The 19,214-nt window shown below is 53.1% G+C and carries 15 protein-coding genes; all 15 read left to right on the plus strand.

The genetic code is table 11. From position 1 onward, the window contains the following. Window positions 1-6 precede the first annotated feature (6 nt). The 15 genes from nuoI to rpsB all read left to right on the plus strand — a co-directional run bounded on the left by nuoI (window position 7) and on the right by rpsB (window position 19,067). Window positions 7-495: an NADH-quinone oxidoreductase subunit NuoI gene (gene nuoI / locus G512_RS0105830; protein ID WP_028480895.1), complete on the plus strand. Its 489-nt coding sequence runs from the start codon at window positions 7-9 to the stop codon at window positions 493-495. 84 nt (window positions 496-579) lie between these two features. After that, the gene (locus G512_RS0105835; protein ID WP_028480896.1) at window positions 580-1,194 is read left to right on the plus strand and encodes an NADH-quinone oxidoreductase subunit J; all 615 of its coding nucleotides are present in this window, start codon (window positions 580-582) and stop codon (window positions 1,192-1,194) included. Between the two features lie 104 nt (window positions 1,195-1,298). After that, window positions 1,299-1,607 carry an NADH-quinone oxidoreductase subunit NuoK gene (nuoK, locus tag G512_RS0105840; protein WP_028480897.1) on the plus strand — a complete coding sequence of 103 codons (309 nt, stop codon included), beginning with the start codon at window positions 1,299-1,301 and terminating at the stop codon, window positions 1,605-1,607. A gap of 8 nt (window positions 1,608-1,615) precedes the next feature. Continuing rightward, window positions 1,616-3,592, plus strand: coding sequence for an NADH-quinone oxidoreductase subunit L (gene nuoL / locus G512_RS0105845; RefSeq protein WP_028480898.1), 1,977 nt, complete (start codon window positions 1,616-1,618; stop codon window positions 3,590-3,592). After that, window positions 3,592-5,115 (plus strand): NADH-quinone oxidoreductase subunit M, encoded by a 1,524-nt coding sequence (locus G512_RS0105850; protein ID WP_028480899.1) that lies wholly within the window; start codon window positions 3,592-3,594, stop codon window positions 5,113-5,115. The genes nuoL and G512_RS0105850 overlap by 1 nt, the downstream gene beginning before the upstream one ends. A gap of 22 nt (window positions 5,116-5,137) precedes the next feature. Continuing rightward, window positions 5,138-6,580 carry an NADH-quinone oxidoreductase subunit NuoN gene (gene nuoN / locus G512_RS0105855; protein WP_028480900.1) on the plus strand — a complete coding sequence of 481 codons (1,443 nt, stop codon included), beginning with the start codon at window positions 5,138-5,140 and terminating at the stop codon, window positions 6,578-6,580. Beyond that, entirely contained in the window at window positions 6,581-7,360 is a 780-nt protein-coding gene (locus G512_RS0105860; RefSeq protein ID WP_028480901.1) for a biotin--[acetyl-CoA-carboxylase] ligase, read from the plus strand. A gap of 88 nt (window positions 7,361-7,448) precedes the next feature. Continuing rightward, window positions 7,449-9,116 carry a ribonuclease J gene (locus G512_RS0105865; RefSeq protein ID WP_028480902.1) on the plus strand — a complete coding sequence of 556 codons (1,668 nt, stop codon included), beginning with the start codon at window positions 7,449-7,451 and terminating at the stop codon, window positions 9,114-9,116. Window positions 9,117-9,215: 99 nt separating this feature from the next. Next, entirely contained in the window at window positions 9,216-9,620 is a 405-nt protein-coding gene (gene mce / locus G512_RS0105870; protein ID WP_028480903.1) for a methylmalonyl-CoA epimerase, read from the plus strand. A gap of 39 nt (window positions 9,621-9,659) precedes the next feature. Further along, window positions 9,660-9,929 (plus strand): DUF1467 family protein, encoded by a 270-nt coding sequence (locus tag G512_RS0105875; protein ID WP_028480904.1) that lies wholly within the window; start codon window positions 9,660-9,662, stop codon window positions 9,927-9,929. 442 nt (window positions 9,930-10,371) lie between these two features. Beyond that, window positions 10,372-11,703, plus strand: coding sequence for a proline--tRNA ligase (gene proS, locus G512_RS0105880; RefSeq protein WP_028480905.1), 1,332 nt, complete (start codon window positions 10,372-10,374; stop codon window positions 11,701-11,703). Between the two features lie 175 nt (window positions 11,704-11,878). Beyond that, entirely contained in the window at window positions 11,879-13,102 is a 1,224-nt protein-coding gene (locus G512_RS0105885; protein ID WP_036488850.1) for a lipoprotein-releasing ABC transporter permease subunit, read from the plus strand. Between the two features lie 26 nt (window positions 13,103-13,128). Further along, window positions 13,129-13,845 (plus strand): ABC transporter ATP-binding protein, encoded by a 717-nt coding sequence (locus G512_RS0105890; RefSeq protein ID WP_028480907.1) that lies wholly within the window; start codon window positions 13,129-13,131, stop codon window positions 13,843-13,845. Between the two features lie 708 nt (window positions 13,846-14,553). Then, window positions 14,554-17,985 carry a DNA polymerase III subunit alpha gene (gene dnaE, locus G512_RS0105900; RefSeq protein WP_028480908.1) on the plus strand — a complete coding sequence of 1,144 codons (3,432 nt, stop codon included), beginning with the start codon at window positions 14,554-14,556 and terminating at the stop codon, window positions 17,983-17,985. 278 nt (window positions 17,986-18,263) lie between these two features. Then, entirely contained in the window at window positions 18,264-19,067 is an 804-nt protein-coding gene (gene rpsB / locus G512_RS0105905; protein ID WP_028480909.1) for a 30S ribosomal protein S2, read from the plus strand. The last annotated feature ends 147 nt before the right edge of the window (window positions 19,068-19,214 follow it).

The raw sequence follows: 19,214 nt of genomic DNA on the forward strand, positions 1-19,214 counted from the left end.
AGAGCTATGAGACTCGAGCAGGCCGCTAAGTCGTTGCTGTTGAAGGAGTTCGTTTCAGCGTTCTTTCTCGCAATGCGCTACTTCTTCAAGCCAAAGCCAACGATCAACTACCCGTTCGAAAAGAACCCGGTAAGCCCGCGTTTTCGCGGGGAGCACGCCTTGCGGCGGTATCCGAACGGCGAGGAACGTTGCATCGCCTGCAAGCTGTGTGAAGCAATTTGTCCGGCACAGGCAATTACGATTGAGGCCGGACCGCGCCGCAACGATGGAACCCGGCGTACAACTCGTTATGACATCGATATGACCAAGTGCATTTACTGTGGTTTCTGCCAGGAAGCCTGCCCGGTAGATGCAATTGTTGAAGGACCCAATTTCGAGTTCGCGACTGAAACCCGTGAAGAGCTGTTCTATGACAAGGACAAGCTGCTGGAAAACGGTGCGCGTTGGGAACGTGAAATTGCCCGCAATATTGAATTGGACGCACCTTACCGCTGATCAGCGTCGGGGGAGTAACCATTAGTCGCTTCGGTGCAACTCATGGCGCTGAGGCGGGATACTTAAGGACAAAGGCAACCGAAAATGGTTTTGCAGGCCCTTTTTTTCTATCTGTTTGCCGGGGTCGCCGTGGGCTCCGCCTTTATGGTGATCGCTTCGCGTAACCCGGTGCACTCAGTTTTGTTTCTCATCCTGTGTTTCTTCAACGCAGCAGGATTGTTCATTCTCATAGGGGCGGAATATCTGGCCATGCTTTTGGTCGTGGTATACGTCGGTGCCGTGATGGTGTTGTTCCTGTTCGTTGTGATGATGCTGGATGTTGATTTTGTTGAGATGCGCCAGGGGTTCTTGCAGTACCTGCCCATCGGTGGCCTCATCGGGCTGATCCTGCTCGTTGAGCTGTTGATGGTTGCTGGTGGCTGGGTGATTGCACCTGAGATCGTTGGTGAGAGCGCATTGCCGATTGCGACCGTTGGAGAAACGCAGAACATCGCGGCAATCGGTGACGTGCTTTACACCCGCTACATTTACTTCTTCCAGGCGTCGGGTCTTGTGCTGCTGGTGGCGATGATCGGTGCCATCGTTCTGACCCTGCGCCACAAGGAAGGTGTGAAGCGTCAGGATATTTCTGAACAGGTTGGCCGTACGCCGGAAACCTCCATTGAGGTTGTTCAGGTCAAGAGTGGCCGCGGGATTTAAAACTGCGCTGCAAGAGCGTGGCAAGATACCAAACATAAGCCTGATCTGGATCTCTCGCGGATCAGGTTCACTTTAAAACTTACGGGGAGCACGGCGAGGCGCCCATGGAAATTGGACTTTCGCACTATTTGTCGGTGGCAGCGATCCTGTTCACGATCGGTGTTTTCGGGATCTTTCTGAACAGGAAGAACGTCATCGTCATTCTCATGTCGATTGAGCTGTTGTTGCTCGCAGTCAATATTAATCTGGTGGCCTTTTCGGTGTTCCTTTCGGACTTGATGGGACAGATTTTTGCACTGCTGGTTCTGACGGTCGCTGCAGCTGAAGCAGCCATTGGTCTGGCTATTCTGGTTGTGTATTTCCGTAACCGCGGCTCCATCGCCGTGGAAGACATCAACATCATGAAAGGCTGAGGGACAGAATGTATTCGGCAATCGTATTCCTGCCGTTGATCGGATTTCTGGTCGCTGGCCTGTTTGGACGGGCCATCGGATCCAAGGCCAGTGAGTACATCACGTCTGGTCTTCTGATCACTTCGGCTTTGCTGTCGTGGGTGGCATTTGCGCAGATTGGGCTCGGGTCCGCCGAGATGGTCCAGTATGACCTCATTCGCTGGATTAACTCCGGGGATCTGCAGATAAACTGGTCCATTCGGGTTGATACGCTAACAGCTGTAATGCTCGTTGTGGTCAATTCCGTATCTGCATTGGTGCACGTCTATTCCATTGGTTACATGCATCATGATCCGGACCGGCCGCGTTTCTTTGCATATCTGTCGCTGTTTACGTTCGCGATGTTGATGTTGGTGACATCGGACAACCTGCTACAGATGTTCTTCGGTTGGGAAGGCGTAGGGCTGGCCTCCTATCTATTGATTGGTTTCTGGTTCAAGAAACCGTCCGCCAATGCCGCAGCAATGAAAGCCTTTGTCGTCAACCGTATTGGTGATTTCGGCTTCCTGTTGGGCATCCTGGGCACGTTCGTCGTTTTTGGTGCGGTTGATTTTGGAACAATCTTTTCCACGGCTCAGTCGGCAGTCAATGGCGAAGGGGTGGTGTTGACGTTCCTCGGCTACCAGTTGAACGCTGAAACAGCGCTTACCGTGATCTGTCTTTTGCTCTTCATGGGTGCAATGGGCAAGTCAGCGCAGTTCCTGCTTCATACATGGTTGCCTGATGCGATGGAGGGCCCGACACCGGTCTCCGCGTTGATCCACGCGGCAACGATGGTTACTGCGGGTGTGTTCATGGTTGCGCGCCTGTCGCCTCTTTTCGAACTCTCTCACGTGGCGCTGACCGTTGTGACCCTCTTTGGTGCAACAACAGCTATTTTCGCTGCGACCGTGGGCTGTGTTCAAAACGACATCAAGCGCGTCATTGCCTATTCAACCTGCTCCCAGCTTGGCTACATGTTCGTAGCGCTTGGTGTAGGGGCTTACAGCATCGGCGTGTTCCATCTGTTCACGCATGCTTTTTTCAAGGCACTGTTGTTCCTGTGTGCAGGCTCGGTGATCCACGCTGTTTCTGAAGAGCAAGACATGCGGAAGATGGGCGGTTTGCGAAAGCATATCCCTGTTACCTACTGGACCATGATGGTTGGTACGTTGGCGCTTACCGGTTTTGGTATACCGCTTACCTACATTGGTACCGCCGGTTTCATCTCCAAGGATGCGATAATTGAAGCGGCTTTCGTTGGGCACAATGCAGTTGCTGGCTACGCATTCTGGATGACTGTTGCAGCAGCGTTTCTGACCTCGTTCTACTCGTGGCGGCTGACGTTCATGACATTCCACGGTAAGCCACGGGCTTCCGCCGATGTCATGAGTCACGTTCATGAAAGCCCCTGGGTGATGACAGTGCCGCTGATCCTGCTTGCCGTGGGCGCCTTGTTTGCCGGTATGGCGTTCAAACCCGAGTTCTTCGGCGATGCATATGAGGCGTTCTGGAAGGGGTCTCTGTTCACTTCAAGTGACAACCACATCCTTCACGAGATGCATGAGGTGCCGGTATGGGTGCGACTGTCTCCATTTGTCATGATGGCTGCAGGATTCCTTCTGGCCGTGCAGTTCTATATTCGCAAGCCGGAAATGCCGAAGGCTCTGGCGGCTCGTCATGATGCTTTGTATCGCTTCCTACTCAACAAGTGGTACTTTGATGAGCTATATGAGCGTATCTTCATTCGTCCGACCATGTGGCTTGGCCGTTTCTTGTGGAAGCGCGGTGATGGAAGTGTCATTGATGGACTGGGTCCTGATGGTGTTGCCGCGAGAGTACAGGATGTAACCGCGCGGGTCGTTCGGCTTCAGTCTGGTTACATCTATCACTACGCCTTTGCGATGCTGATCGGGGTCGCCTTCTTCGTTACCCTCTCAATGTTTTCGGGCGGGGGAGCCCACTAATGAGCGATTGGTCTATTCTTTCTATTACGACCTTCCTGCCGTTGGTCGGTGTTCTCTTCATTTTGCTTGTTCGGGGCGATGATGAAGAGGCCAAGAAAAACATCCGCCGCGTGGCGTTGATCACCACGTGCTTCACCTTTGTGATCTCCTTGTTTATTTGGGGTGGGTTTACCTACGAAAACCCGGGTTTCCAGATGGTGGAGAAGCATGAATGGTTGGGTGGGGCGTTTTCCTATCACATGGGCGTGGATGGTATTTCCATGCTGTTCGTGATCTTGACGACGTTCCTGATGCCTTTCTGCATTCTGGCAAGCTGGCACAGCATCCAGCACCGGGTGAAAGAGTACATGATCGCGTTCCTCGTTCTGGAAACACTGATGATCGGTGTGTTCTGTGCGTTGGACCTGATCCTGTTCTACGTTTTCTTTGAAGCTGGCTTGATCCCGATGTTCCTGATCATCGGTGTATGGGGTGGAGCACGCCGCGTTTATGCGAGCTACAAGTTCTTTCTCTACACCTTGCTTGGGTCTGTTTTGATGCTGATTGCGGTCATGTCCATGTATTGGCAGGCCGGTACGCTGGATATTCCGCAATTGATGCAACATAGCTTCCCGGCAAGCATGCAAACATGGCTTTGGCTTGCCTTCTTTGCAAGCTTCGCAGTGAAGATGCCAATGTGGCCCGTGCATACCTGGCTGCCGGATGCTCACGTGGAAGCGCCAACGGCTGGCTCTGTCATCCTGGCGGGCATTCTTCTGAAGATGGGCGGCTACGGGTTCTTGCGGTTCTCACTGCCAATGTTCCCGCTCGCAAGCGAGATGTTTGCTCCGCTGGTCTTTACCCTGTCTGTGGTGGCCATCATTTATACTTCATTGGTGGCTCTGGCTCAGGAAGACATCAAGAAGTTGATTGCCTACTCCTCAGTGGCACACATGGGCTATGTCACCATGGGTATTTTTGCCATGAATGAGCAGGGCATTCAGGGTGCATTGTTCCAAATGCTGTCGCACGGGATCGTATCGGCTGCGCTCTTCCTGTGTGTTGGGGTTATCTATGATCGGATGCACACGCGGCAGATCTCTGCTTATGGCGGTCTGGTTAACCGGATGCCGAAATATGCGGTTGCCTTCATGATCTTCACGATGGCCAATGTGGGCTTGCCTGGCACCTCCGGTTTTGTCGGAGAGTTTCTCACGCTGTTGGGCGCGTTTCGGGCCAACACATGGGTCGCGTTGTTCGCGTGTACCGGCGTGATCTTGTCCGCGGCCTACGCTCTTTATCTCTATCGCCGTGTGGTATTTGGTGCACTGGAGAAAGAGAGCTTGAAGGCCATGCTCGATCTGAGCGCGCGGGAAAAGGTAATTCTTGTTCCGCTCATTATACTGACCATTTTCTTCGGGTTCTATCCGGCGCCTGTGTTCGACGTGACGCAAGCTTCGGTGGATGCCCTTATTACGAACTACCAGGCAGCGATTGAGCTTGGCCCGAAGGCCATTGTCGATACCGCTGCGTTGGGCCATTAAATCGACAGGACGAGCTGACACCATGCAAGCTGAGATTTTACATTTGAGCGATCTCGCCCCGGTATTGCCGGAACTGCTTCTGGCAGTGGGTGCGCTGGTTTTGTTGATGGTCGGAGCATTCGGCGGCAATCGATACACGTCGGTTGTCACCGGCTTGTGTGTGGCGCTTCTGGCCATTGCCGGATTGATGTTGATCGTTTCGCCAAACTATGGCGAAGTGTTCAATGGCTCCTTCGTACAGGATGCGTTCTCAAGGTACATGAAGATCCTGGTCCTGATTGGTTCAGGGTTCGCCATTGCCATGTCAGTGGCATACGCACGTTCTCAGAACTTTGACCGGTTTGAGTATCCGATCCTGATTTTGCTGGCGACACTCGGTATGATGATGATGCTGTCGGCAGGGGACCTGATCGCGATGTATCTGGGTCTGGAGTTGCAGTCTCTGGCTCTTTACGTTGTTGCGGCGATCAATCGGGATTCAGTACGGTCTACAGAAGCAGGACTGAAGTATTTCGTTCTCGGTGCATTGTCTTCGGGCATGCTGCTTTATGGGATGTCTTTCATCTACGGCTTTACCGGTCAAATCGAGTTCGATGCAATCGCCATGACCTTGACTGAGGAACGGGCGTCTTTGGGCTTGGTGTTCGGTATCGTGTTCTTACTTGCCGGCCTTGCCTTCAAGATTTCGGCTGTGCCGTTCCACATGTGGACTCCGGACGTATATGAGGGCGCACCGACACCGGTGACAGCATTCTTTGCGGCCGCGCCCAAAATTGCTGCGTTCGGCATGATGATGCGCGTTCTCGTGGAAGGCCTTGGCGGCGTGTTGGTTGATTGGCAGCAGATCATCGTATTCATGGCGATCATGTCCATGGCGTTGGGTTCATTTGCCGCGATTGGCCAGAAGAACATCAAGCGTCTGATGGCTTATTCATCCATCGGCCATATGGGCTACGCGATGGTTGGACTGGCGGCGGGTTCAGCTGTCGGGGTGGAAGGCGTCATTGTTTACATGACGGCGTATCTCGCAATGACCTTGGGTGCATTTGCCTGCATTTTGTCCATGCGACGCAAGAGTGGCATGGTGGAAGACATCTACGATTTGTCGGGATTGTCCAAGACAAATTTGCCAATGGCCATCCTGCTGGCGTTTATCATGTTCTCGTTGGCAGGCATCCCGCCATTTGTTGGCTTCTTTGCGAAGTTCTATGTCTTCATGGCAGCGGTCGAAGCTGGCCTTTATCCCCTAGCGATTATTGGTATTCTGACAAGTGTTGTAGGGTGTTATTACTATCTGCGTATCATCAAGGTGATGTTCTTTGATGATGCTACTGATGAATTCCTGCCCATGTCAGGGGAAATGAAGATTGTCCTTGGAGTGTCGAGCGTGGTTGTGTGCCTGTTCTTCCTTGTTCCAGGACCGATAGTGGAGGCCGCAAGCGCTGCGGCGAATACGTTGTTCTAAATGAACCAAGTAGAACAGATTTTACGCGAAAAGGGCCCGGTGCAAAATGCGCCGGGCTTTGTCATGGAATACTACAAGCGAGTTGGATCCACCAATACACGCGCTATTGAGTTGGCGCGCGAGGGGCATCCCGGACATGTATGGATCCGCGCTGATGAACAGACTTCAGGACGCGGCCGTCGTGGGAGGCCATGGACATCAGAGAATGGAAATTTGTTCGCCTCGGTTCTGTTAAGGTTTGAGGCGTTTGAAGAGCGGGTTGTGCAGTTTCCTTTCTTGGCAGCGCTCGCTTTGGCTGAAGCAGTAGAACATGCGTGTGGAACGACACATCTTGTTAAGGTCAAGTGGCCTAATGATCTTCTGATCGATGGTGCCAAGATCTCCGGAATTTTGCTTGAGAGTGAGAGCCAATCGGCCTATGGGTTCTACTTGGTCTGTGGATTTGGTGTCAATGTAACCCACCATCCAGACCTAGGTCTCTACAAGACAACGGACCTTCGCAGCTTGGGGTTTATCTGTTCGGCTGACGATTTGTTTGCGTTGCTGGCGGAGCGATTTGCGCATTGGTTGGCGATCGGTTTTCAACCTGACGGGTTTGAAAGCGTTCGCCAAGCCTGGTTGGCGCGTGCCGTTGGCGTCGGACAAGAAATCCGTGTGAGGTTGACGCAGGAAGAATTCAAAGGACGATTTATCGATCTGGATCAATTTGGTCGGTTAATTGTCAAACTAGAAAATGGCCAAACGCGCGTTGTCAGCGCTGGTGATGTTTTTTTCTCCTGATCTAAAGTAACCCGATGTGAGGGTGACAAGACAGTGGCGCCGTACAAAGTGGCCGCCCGTTCAGGACGAGTTTGAAAGGTGTAAGTGCATGTCGAGCCAAAATCAGCTCGTATTTCTTCCTCTAGGGGGTGTCGGCGAGATCGGCATGAACCTTGGGCTTTATGGTGTAGGGCCCGAAAATGATCGAAAGTGGCTAATCGTTGACTTCGGGATTTCATTTGCCGGCCCGGAGTTGCCAGGTGTTGACCTGATCCTGCCGGACATTCGGTTTCTGGAGGAAGAACGCAGCCGGATTGCCGGCATCGTAATCACCCACGCCCATGAAGACCACTATGGGGCGTTGCCGTACATTTGGGAAATGGTCCAAGCACCTGTCTATGCAACGCCGTTTGCTGCAGGTCTGCTGGAAGCCAAGTACGGTGTCGATGGCGAGCAGGTGGATATTCCCGTTACGCTTGTCAATCAGGGAGACAGGTTGAAGATTGGTCCGTTCGATGTTGAGTTTCTGACCATGACCCACTCTATTCCAGAGCCGTGTGGATTGGCTCTAAGGGCCGATGGACATTTGGTGGTTCATTCGGGCGACTGGAAGATCGACCCGACACCTGGCGTTGGCAAGGTCATGGATATGGATCGGCTGCGTGCTCTGGGTGAGGAAGGCGTTGACGCCTTGATCTGCGACAGTACCAATGCTGTTCGTGATGGCATCAGTCCAAGTGAGGCGGATGTTCAGGCGGAACTTACCGGAATCATCAAGAAAGCCAAAGGGCGCGTCGCCGTTACCACCTTCGCCTCCAATGTGGCCAGAATTCGGGCTATTGCGGAGGCGGCACGAGCTGCAGATCGGGAAGTGGTCGTGGTAGGACGATCCATGCTGCGTGTTATCGAAGTTGCGAAGGAACTGGGTTATCTGGATGGGCTTCCCGCGTTTCGAGACGAGGAAACGTATGGCCATTTTCCGCGAGACAAGGTTGTGATGATTTGTACCGGCTCTCAAGGAGAAAACCGCGCAGCGATGGCTCGCATTGCAGCAGACAATCACCGGCAGATTGGTCTTTCCGCGGGTGATACGGTTATATTCTCGTCGCGCACCATTCCCGGCAATGAGAAGGCAGTGAATACTGTCATCAACTCTTTGGTGTCCCAAGGTGTTCATGTCGTGACGGATCGTGATGCACTGGTGCATGTCTCCGGCCACCCTCGCAGAGGGGAGTTGGATCAGCTCTATAGCCTCTTGAAGCCAAGCCGAGTGGTGCCGGTTCATGGAGAGCCGTTGCATTTGGCTTGCCACAAGGACTTTGCGCTCTCTAAGGGCGTTACTGATGTCAAGATCATCAAGGATGGCGATATGGTGCGCCTTGCGCCGGGACCTTTGGAGGTGATTGATGAGGCGCCGGTCGGGATCATGGTACGTGATGGCGATCTTATCATGATGCCGGAAGAGGCCGGTGTGCAAGAACGGCGCAAGTTATCCTTTGCCGGGACCGTAGTGGTCTCCCTTGCTGTTACTTCAAAAGGGGAGATGCATGGGGACATTGATGTCGTTTTGTTTGGCATCCCGGAGTTCAATCGCGCGGGCGAGCCGTTCGAGGATTTGGTTCATGAAGCCGTCTACAGTGCGGTAATCAGTATTCCCAAGAGCCGCCGCAAGGATGTGGACGTGGTAACGGAAGCGGCGCGCCGTTCGGCGCGGTACGCAGTCGTGGAGCACTGGGGAAAGAAGCCTTTGTGTCGCGCTTTGGTGCGAAAGGTTTAACTGCCGTTTTCGGTGAGTTCTACGCGCTATAACGTATGTCTGACTGGACATCCTCGCGCAAATCTGGTCCTTCTAGGACAGTTTTGCGGGAGGATTGTTATGATCGGGCGCCTCAATCACGTCGCCATCGCCGTTTCAAACATGGAAGACGGTTTGAAGGTTTACCGAGACGCTTTGGGTGGGCAGGCTTCTGAGAAGATACCGCAACCCGAGCATGGCGTTTCAACCGTGTTCATTGAATTACCCAATACAAAGGTGGAGCTGCTTGAACCGTTGGGGGAGAACTCTCCAATCGCGAGTTTTCTCGAACGCAATGCTGCCGGTGGAATTCATCACCTTTGCTATGAAGTCTCTGATATACGGGCCGCTCGAGATAAACTGATTGGCGAAGGCTATCGTATATTGGGTGATGGTGAGCCAAAGATCGGCGCACACGGTAAACCTGTTCTCTTTTTGCATCCCAAGGACTTTCTTGGAACGCTTACTGAACTGGAAGAGATATAGGGTTTAATCGCCTGATCACTAAGGAACTAAGGGGGCGTTGTGTCGCTAGCACTCGCGTTGGCAATTTACTTCATGATGTGGTGGATCCTGTTTCTTGCGGTTCTACCATTTGGTGTGCGAACTCAGGATGAAGCCGGTGAAGAGGTTGTTCCGGGGAGTGCGGAAAGCGCGCCGGCTCGACCTTGGATGTTGCGTAAGGTTATTGCCAACACCATTGTTACTAGCGTCCTTTTTGCGGCAATCTACTATATCATCGAGTCGGGTTTGGGAACGCGCTTTATGCGTTACGCCGATCAGTTCATGTACTGAGGGTTGCGTCAAATAAAAAAAAGCAAGGCTTGGAAAGCCTTGCTTATGATAAAGTTCCGCGTCTACTTGCCTTCGTTTGCACCGTTTGTTAGTGCCGGCTGCGACCTCGTGGGTGCGCCTGAAGGCCTTCCTCCCAAGACTCAGACCGCGATGCTCACCGGGTTGTATTCCCGACGTTGTTATTGACTGGAATATAACAGGGTGACATGACTTTGTCATCATTTTGTACATAAAAGCCTAATCTTTAATCTTGCCTAAAAAACGGCCGGAACGGATGCGGTTTCGTGCATGATAAGCCGTTGGCGGGGTGTGCGTAGACGCTTTCACCTGATAAAACGCTGCACAGGTTGGCCCTTTTCACAACAGGGCTTGTTTTTTTTCAGTGGGTTTGCTTTGAGTGCCTTTCAAGTTCAACGCTAACCGAACCTCAAGAGTCTAACTGATGCGTTTGTCCCGTTATTTTCTGCCGATTCTGAAGGAAACTCCCAAAGAAGCGGAGATTGTGTCCCACCGGCTTATGTTGCGTGCTGGTATGCTGCGCCAGCAATCTGCCGGGATCTATGCATGGCTGCCGCTCGGGTATCGTGTGCTGATGAAGATCCAGAAAATCGTCGAGGAAGAACAGAACCGGGCAGGTGTCGTCGAGTTGCTGATGCCAACGATCCAGTCAGCCGATTTGTGGCGCGAAAGCGGGCGATATGAGGCCTACGGCAAAGAGATGTTGCGGATCACCGATCGCCATGAGCGGGACATGTTGTACGGACCAACCAACGAGGAGATGATTACCGACATCTTCCGGTCATATGTGCGCTCCTACAAGGACCTGCCGCTGAATCTTTACCATATTCAATGGAAGTTTCGCGATGAGGTTCGTCCTCGGTTTGGCGTCATGCGTGGGCGCGAGTTTTTGATGAAGGATGCCTACTCATTCGACCTTGATCAGGAAGCTGCGCGCCATGCCTACAACCGCATGTTTGTAGCATATCTTCGCACTTTCGCTCGAATGGGCCTGAAGGCTATTCCCATGAAGGCAGACACAGGGCCTATTGGTGGTGATCTGTCTCATGAGTTTATTATTCTTGCCTCTACCGGTGAGAGCGAAGTGTTCTTGGACAAAGATATTCTCGATTTGCCGGTTCCAGGTGAAGATACCGATTTTGATGCGGATTTGAGCCCGATCATCAAATCGTGGACTACACCTTATGCGGCGACTGACGAGATGCATGACCCGGAAGCATTCGGCGCAGTTGGAGAAGACAAACAGGTATCCGCACGTGGTATTGAAGTTGGCCATATCTTCTATTTCGGTACAAAGTACTCCGAGCCGATGGGGGCTACTGTCACCAATTCCGATGGCGTTGAAGTGCCGGTTCACATGGGGTCCTATGGTGTTGGCGTGTCCCGCCTGTTGGCCGCGTTGATTGAGGCCAATCATGACGACGACGGGATTATCTGGCCTGTATCTGTCGCTCCGTTCCATGTGGGCTTGATCAATATGAAGCCTGGCAGTGAAGCGGACGGGGCCTGTAATGCGCTCTATGAAAAACTGGAGGCTGCTGGCGTTGAGGTTCTTTATGATGACCGCGACACCAGAGCTGGAGCCAAATTTGCCAGCATGGATCTGATTGGCTTGCCGTATCAGGTTATTGTCGGTCCTCGCGGTTTGAAGAATGGCGAAGTTGAAGTAAAAAACCGTGCCACCGGCGAACGGCAGATGTTGTCCCCAGAAGCTGCCGCCGAGGCGTTGATTGCTACTGTAAAGTCACAAAGCTGATTTAACTCAGGCTAAGATGAATCGCGCCAGTATGCTGGCGCGGTTTTTATTGTCAGGGCTTAGCATGGTTGCCTGAACCAAGGCACACAACAGGGAGTGCGAGAACGGCATGACGGCTCAAACCGAAACAAACCAGCCCACACGGGCCACGCGGGCCTTTGCCCCGTTCGAGTGGATGTTGGCAGGTCGGTATTTGCGCTCTCGGCGAAAAGAGACCTTCATTTCGGTAATCGCTGGCTTCTCCTTTTTAGGGATCATGCTGGGCGTGGCTACCCTCATAATCGTGATGGCCGTGATGAATGGCTTTCGCTCCGAGCTATTGACCAAAATACTCGGGATTAATGGTCACGTTCTCGTGCAGCCGATCGACTCTCGTCTGGATGATTTTGATGCTGTGACAGCGCGTCTTGAAGGGCTGGATGGGGTGAAATTTGCCATGCCGTTCGTTGAGGGTCAGGCCATGGTGTCGGGGCCCGCTGCCGATTTGGGCGCCTTGTTTCGCGGTGTGCGCAAAGCCGATCTGGATAAACTGCCATTGGTCTCCCAGAATATTCAAGCCGGCACGCTGGAAGGATTTGATGAGGGACAGGGCATTGCCGTGGGATCCCGACTTGCCAGATCTTTGGGCGTGGCACTCGGTGATCCGATCAGAGTCATTACGCCTCGCGGCAGCATTACACCAATGGGTATGACACCTCGGGTGAAGGCTTATCCGGTGACGGCCATTTTCGAGATCGGCATGAGTGAGTATGATGGCAGCATCGTTTTCATGCCTTTCAACGAAGCACAGCTCTACTTCAACATGGAAGGGGAAGCCACCGGCGTTGAGGTTTATGCCGAAGATCCCGATTCCGTTGGTGGTATCCGTCAGGCGGTTGAAGAGGGCGCTGGACGGCCGACCTATGTAACCGATTGGCGTCAGCGGAACATGACCTTTTTCTCGGCGCTCGAAGTTGAGCGCAACGTAATGTTCCTCATCCTTACATTGATTGTACTTGTTGCTGCGCTCAACATCATCTCGGGCATGACAATGCTGGTCAAGGACAAGGGGCGGGATATTGCGGTCCTGCGCACGATGGGTGCAAGCCGCGGGGCGGTGATGCGAATCTTTGTGATTACAGGGGCCAGCATCGGAACCTTCGGTACGCTCGCTGGTGTGGCGTTGGGAACGGTTGTGTGCCTGAACATTGAAAGCATCCGACAGGGAATTTCCTGGTTGACGAGGACTGAGCTTTTCTCTCCTGAACTCTATTTCCTCTCCAAATTGCCCGCTGAAATGGACAGCATGGAAACGTTGGCGGTGGTTGGCATGGCCTTGTCTTTGAGCTTTCTGGCAACTCTTTATCCGGCATGGCGGGCCGCGAGATTGGATCCGGTGGATGCGCTGAGGTACGAATAATGAATGCACCGATGAAAAAGGGGCCTATGGACAAGCGTTCAGATCAGCGCATTTCACTCAGTCTGCGCGGCGTATGCCGTAGCTTCACCGAAGCCCATGGGATTTTAGAGATTCTGAAAGGCGCCGATCTGGATCTATATGAGGGTGACCTGGTGGCTTTGGTCGCGCCTTCTGGTTCCGGAAAATCAACCTTGATGCATATCGCCGGCCTTCTTGAGCGCCCGGATGCCGGGGAGGTTTATGTCGGGGGGCGAGCATGCGGCTCCTTAAACGATGAACAACGGACTGCTATTCGGCGCACCGAAGTTGGCTTCGTCTACCAGTTCCACCAGTTGTTGCCTGAGTTTACGGCACTGGAGAACATAGCCATACCGCAGATGATCAACGGATTGGCGCGCAGTGATGCGGAGGAGCGTGCTCGGCAGTTGTTGAAATACATGCGCCTCCAAGACCGGGAAACACATCGTCCGGCAGAGCTATCTGGTGGCGAACAGCAGCGGGTTGCAATTGCACGGGCCGTCGCTAATGCGCCGCGTATCCTTTTGGCCGATGAACCAACGGGTAATCTTGACCCGAAAACCTCAGCCTACGTATTTGACGCTCTCAAGGCTTTGGTCAAAGCTTCTGGCGTTTCCGCGTTGCTTGCCACCCATAACATGGATATTGCGGCCAAGATGGATCGGTGTATCACTTTGCAAGATGGCAAGGTTGTCGAGCTCAAGCGGGTTCCCAAAGCACGCTAAGAGTGGTCGACCTTCGAGCTTAACGCGCTGGGTTCGGTAGGTATTGGCATACCTGGCCTAAGTTGCTGCCACAGCGCTATGAATCAGACTTCCGTTGTCCGGTGTGACGCTGGTTTTCCCATACTCTCCATATTCATATAATTTAATAGCAACTGGGACGTAGTCTCTCAGCCTTGAGTTGAACGCGGCGCGCGACGGGCATAAGCCGCCAAAGCTCGCTATCGCTGGTGACGGCTTCGGGCGGATCGGGTGGCTACACTACGAAAAGCGATCAGTTTTTGCTTGGTTCCGGATTGGGTGCGCAAAATCCGCAGCAAGGTCAAGAAATTTCTCGTTCTTTTATGATCTTAGAGCACTGGTGGCAAAGGACTTGTGAGTGAGTTGCCGCGTTGTTTGTTTACCGTCTATTTACCAGAGAAGGATCCACCGGAAATCAGGAGTTGAATTAAGAGAACAAAAGTAGAACTATGATGGAACATAACGTGATTATCAGGAGTTTGGAGATGTACATCCTACGTGATCTTGCTGCGTTTGCGTCCATCGTTGCCTGTGGGTCCAGTTTTTGGGTTTGGGGACAGGTATTGGCTCAGGGTATGTGAAATCGTTTGATGTGAATTGCCGTTGGCGAGTGGTCGACTTTGGCCGGGGCTTGAAACAGACTGCGCATCCGTTATCACTGATGGGAAGAAACAATCAAAAGGTATGGTAATGTCAGGGCCCGGGTTTATCCATTTACGTACGCACTCGGCGTTTTCCTTGTTGGAAGGGGCGCTACCGCTTGGCAAGCTACTTGATCTTGCGAGCAAGGATGACCAGCCAGCTTTGGCAATCACCGATACCGGCAATCTGTTTGGCGCTCTGGAGTTTTCCGAAAAAGCTTTTGGCGCTGGCATTCAACCTATCATCGGATCACAGGTCTCCCTAAATTTCCGAGATACGGATGCAAAAGGGGATGCGGCCCTAACCGATATTGTTCTGCTCGCGATGAGCGAAGAGGGCTATGAGAACCTCATGGATATCGTATCGCGAGCGTTTCTGGATACCGAGCCCGGATATCGAGCCAATATCGGTCTTGATCGCCTTACCGCGAAAAACGCCGGCCTTATCGCGCTGACGGGATCAACATTCGGACCAATCAATCAGGCACTCCTTCACGGTCATCCCGAGGATGCAGAGCGTCGTTTGTTGAAACTCCATGAGATCTTTGCGGATCGCCTATATGTGGAAGTTCAAAGACACGGCTTGAGAGAAGAGGATCAGGTCGAACCGGATCTGATTGAGCTTGCATACAAAACTGGTATCCCTCTTGTTGCGACAAATGAACCTTTTTTCCCATCCGCAGATGACTATGAGGCTCACGACGCTCTTCTTGCGATATCAGAAGGGCGTGTTCTGATTGAAACCGATCGCCGACAGCTTACCTCCGAGTTTCGCTTCAAGACACGGGCAGAGATGCAGGAAACCTTCTCCGATTTGCCGGAGGCACTTGTTTCGACCATCGAGATTGCTCAGCGCTGTCATTACCGGCCCTTGAAACGCGCTCCCATTCTGCCACGATTTGCTGGTGCAGGGTCAGATCCGGAAGAAGCTGAGAAAGCAGAGGCTGCCGAATTGGCGCGCCAAGCTCAAGACGGGTTGCGAGCCCGCTTGGAGGCGCATGGGTTAGCCCCGGGATTGAGTGAGGAAACCTATTGGGACCGGCTGGACTACGAGCTTGGCATCATCACTCGAATGAAGTTCCCGGGTTACTTTCTGATCGTTGCGGATTTCATCAAGTGGGCCAAGGAGCAGGATATTCCAGTAGGACCTGGTCGCGGTTCGGGGGCGGGTTCTCTCGTGGCGTGGGCGCTCACGATTACCGATCTCGACCCGATGCGTTTCTCGTTGCTTTTCGAACGTTTCCTGAACCCCGAACGCGTTTCCATGCCGGATTTCGATATCGATTTCTGCCAGAACCGGCGTGAGGAGGTCATTCGATACGTTCAGCGCAAGTATGGACGCGAACAGGTTGCACAGATCATTACGTTCGGGACGCTGCAGGCGAAAGCCGTATTGCGAGATGTGGGGCGTGTTCTGCAGATGCCTTATGGCCAGGTTGATCGGCTCAGTAAGTTGGTGCCCGGTACGCCAGCTAATCCCATGACGCTTGCGGAAGCGATTGAGGAGGAACCTCGGCTGCGAGAAGCTGCGCGTCAGGAAGAGGTCGTCGACCGTCTGTTGAAGATGGCGCAAAAGCTTGAGGGCCTTTATAGGCATGCGTCGACGCATGCGGCTGGTGTTGTGATCGGTGACAGGCCGCTGGAACAGTTGGTGCCGCTCTATCGAGATCCCAGATCGGATATGCCGGTTGCCCAGTTCAACATGAAATGGGTGGAACAGGCCGGTCTTGTAAAGTTTGACTTTCTCGGCCTGAAAACTCTTACGGTGATCGATACTGCGTTGAACCTGCTGAAGCAGCGGGGCATCGAGGTAGATATCTCTGCGATTCCGATTGATGATCCGGCGACATACAAGTTGCTGGCCGCAGGTGACACCGTTGGCGTGTTCCAGCTCGAAAGTCAGGGTATGCGGCGTGCCATTGCGGGTATGCGACCCGACCGCTTTGAGGACATTATCGCGCTGGTTGCCTTGTATCGTCCAGGTCCCATGGACAACATCCCGGTATACAATGCGGTAAAGCACGGGGAGCAGGAACCGGATTATCTTCATCCGTTGCTAGAGCCCATCCTCAAGGAGACTAACGGCATCATCGTTTATCAGGAACAGGTGATGCAGATTGCTCAGGTGCTATCGGGGTATTCGCTCGGGGAAGCGGATTTGCTGCGCCGCGCCATGGGTAAGAAGATTGCGTCTGAGATGGAGATCCAGCGAGCTCGCTTTACGGAAGGTGCTGTCAAGCAGGGGATCGACAAGGATCAGGCCGGGATGATCTATGATCTCGTGGCCAAGTTCGCCAATTACGGCTTCAACAAATCGCACGCTGCCGCATATGCACTGGTGGCCTATCAAACTGCTTGGCTGAAGGCGAACTATCCGGTGGAGTTTCTTGCCGGCATCATGACGCTGGATATGGGTAATACGGACAAGCTGAGCGATTTTCGCCAGGAAGCTGTCCGAATGGGTATTGAAGTGGTTCCCCCGTCCATCAATCGCTCCGGTGCTCATTTTGATGTAGAAGATGGCAAGATTCTCTATGCCATGGGGGCCATCAAAGGCGTAGGCGAGCATGCAATCGAGCATATTGTTGAGGCGCGCGGTGATACACCATTTAAAGACATGGCAGATTTTGCGCGCCGCGTAAGTACTCGGGTTGTCAATAAGAGAACGCTTGAAAGCCTTATTTCTGCCGGTGCGTTTGATGAGCTCAACCCCAATCGCGCCCAGTTGATGCAGGGCCTCGATCGTGTTGTTGCGATGTCCCATCGAACGGAAGACAATGCGACCTCGGGCCAGAACGAACTGTTTGGCGGTGCGGATGCGCCTGAACCTCTGATCTTTCCGGACGTTGATCCCTGGACGCCTGCGGAGCGTCTTCAGCGCGAACACAGTGCCGTCGGATTCTACATCTCTGCGCATCCGCTCGATGAATATCAGGATTTGTTCAAAACGCTTCGTGTCCAGTTGTGGAAGGATTTTGAGCAGTCGGTGAAAGCTGGTGCGTCAGCAGGGCGTCTTGTCGGGACAGTCACAGCGCGACAGGAGAGGAAGACCCGAAAGGGGACGCCCATGGGTATCGTGCGCATGTCTGATCCAACAGGGCAATACGAAGCCTTGTTGTTCTCGGAAGGACTTGCTCAGTTTCGCGATCTACTTGAGCCAGGCAGTTCCGTTGTTTTGCTGGTACAAGCCGACTTGCGAGACGAAGAAGTGAGTGTGCGCATAAATCAAGTGGACCCGTTGGAACGGATCGCATCGCGTGTTCACAGAACACTGCGAGTTTTCATGAATACCTCGCAGCCCGTTACCAATCTGCAGCGGCAGCTCAAGTCCGGCGGTGATGGGGAGGTCAGCTGCATCATGTTATTGGATCAGGGGCAACGAGAGGTGGAAGTCAAGTTGCCCGGAGGCTATCAATTATCCCCGCAACTTGCTGGAGCTTTGAAAGCCGTGCCAGGCGTTGTTGATGTTCAAATGGCTTGAGCAGATGATGTGTTAGTCGTGCAAGGCAGTTCAGCCAAGAGGCGCGCAGTAGCGGAAACGATAACATCGTTCGCAATGGCTAGCTCTTGCGGTAAAAACGCGTTTCTTGCTATAAGCCTGTGGATCGTTGCTTGATCTCGATGAAAAGGCTCTCTATAAGGCCGACATCCCACACGCAGGGGCGAGTCCAGCCAATTTGGTTTGGTCCATCCGGTGTTTGACAGTTCAGACTGCCACCCTGCGGAGGAATAAACCGGAAAAACAGGAGTTACAGGGCCATGGCACTGCCCGATTTTACAATGCGCCAGCTGCTGGAAGCAGGCGTCCACTTTGGTCACCAGAAGCATCGCTGGAACCCAAAGATGAGCAACTACATCTTTGGTGTTCGCAACAATGTTCACATCCTTGATCTGGGTCAGACCGTTCCACTTCTTCACCAAGCCCTCAAGGCCGTGTCTGATACCGTAGCTGGTGGTGGCCGTGTTCTGCTCGTTGGTACAAAGCGCCAGGCACAGGAACCAGTTGCAGAAGCAGCTCGTCGTTCGGCCCAGTATTTTGTGAATGCGCGCTGGCTCGGTGGTATGCTGACCAACTGGAAAACCATTTCGCAGTCCATTCAACGTCTGCGCAAGGTTGAAGAAATGTTGGCCGGTGAAGCCAATCGCATGACGAAGAAGGAGCGTCTGTTCCTTGATCGTGAACGCGAAAAGCTTGAGCGCAACCTTGGCGGTATCAAGGATATGGGCGGTATTCCGGATATGATCTTCGTGATCGATACCAACCGGGAAGCGATCGCCATTCAGGAAGCTCGTCGTTTGGGTATCCCGGTTGCTGCAATTCTGGATTCCAACTGTGATCCGGACGGCATCAACTATCCGGTTCCTGGCAACGACGATGCTGGCCGCGCGATTACGCTTTATTGCGACCTGATTGCTCGTGCCGCCATTGACGGTATCGCCCGTGCGCAGGGTTCCATGGGTGTGGACCTTGGTGAGGCCGAAGAAGTGTTGGAAGAACCAGCACTTGCCGAAGAAGGCACAAGCGAAACGTCCGCAGAAACGGGCGAAGCCGCTCAGGCCTAAGGCCACTTTTCAAGAGCCGCCCGTTGCGGCTCTTGCTTTATCTTGATGTGGCGGCCTGCGCAATTTTTGCTGCAGCCGTCACATTGCAGACAAAACAAATCGGTTAGACCGCTAGGGAAGTCGGATTTCCGATTTTTTGGTTTTTAA

Origin of the sequence: Pseudovibrio exalbescens DSM 16456, assembly GCF_000422785.1 — a bacterium.
GTDB classification, from domain to species: domain Bacteria; phylum Pseudomonadota; class Alphaproteobacteria; order Rhizobiales; family Stappiaceae; genus Pseudovibrio; species Pseudovibrio exalbescens.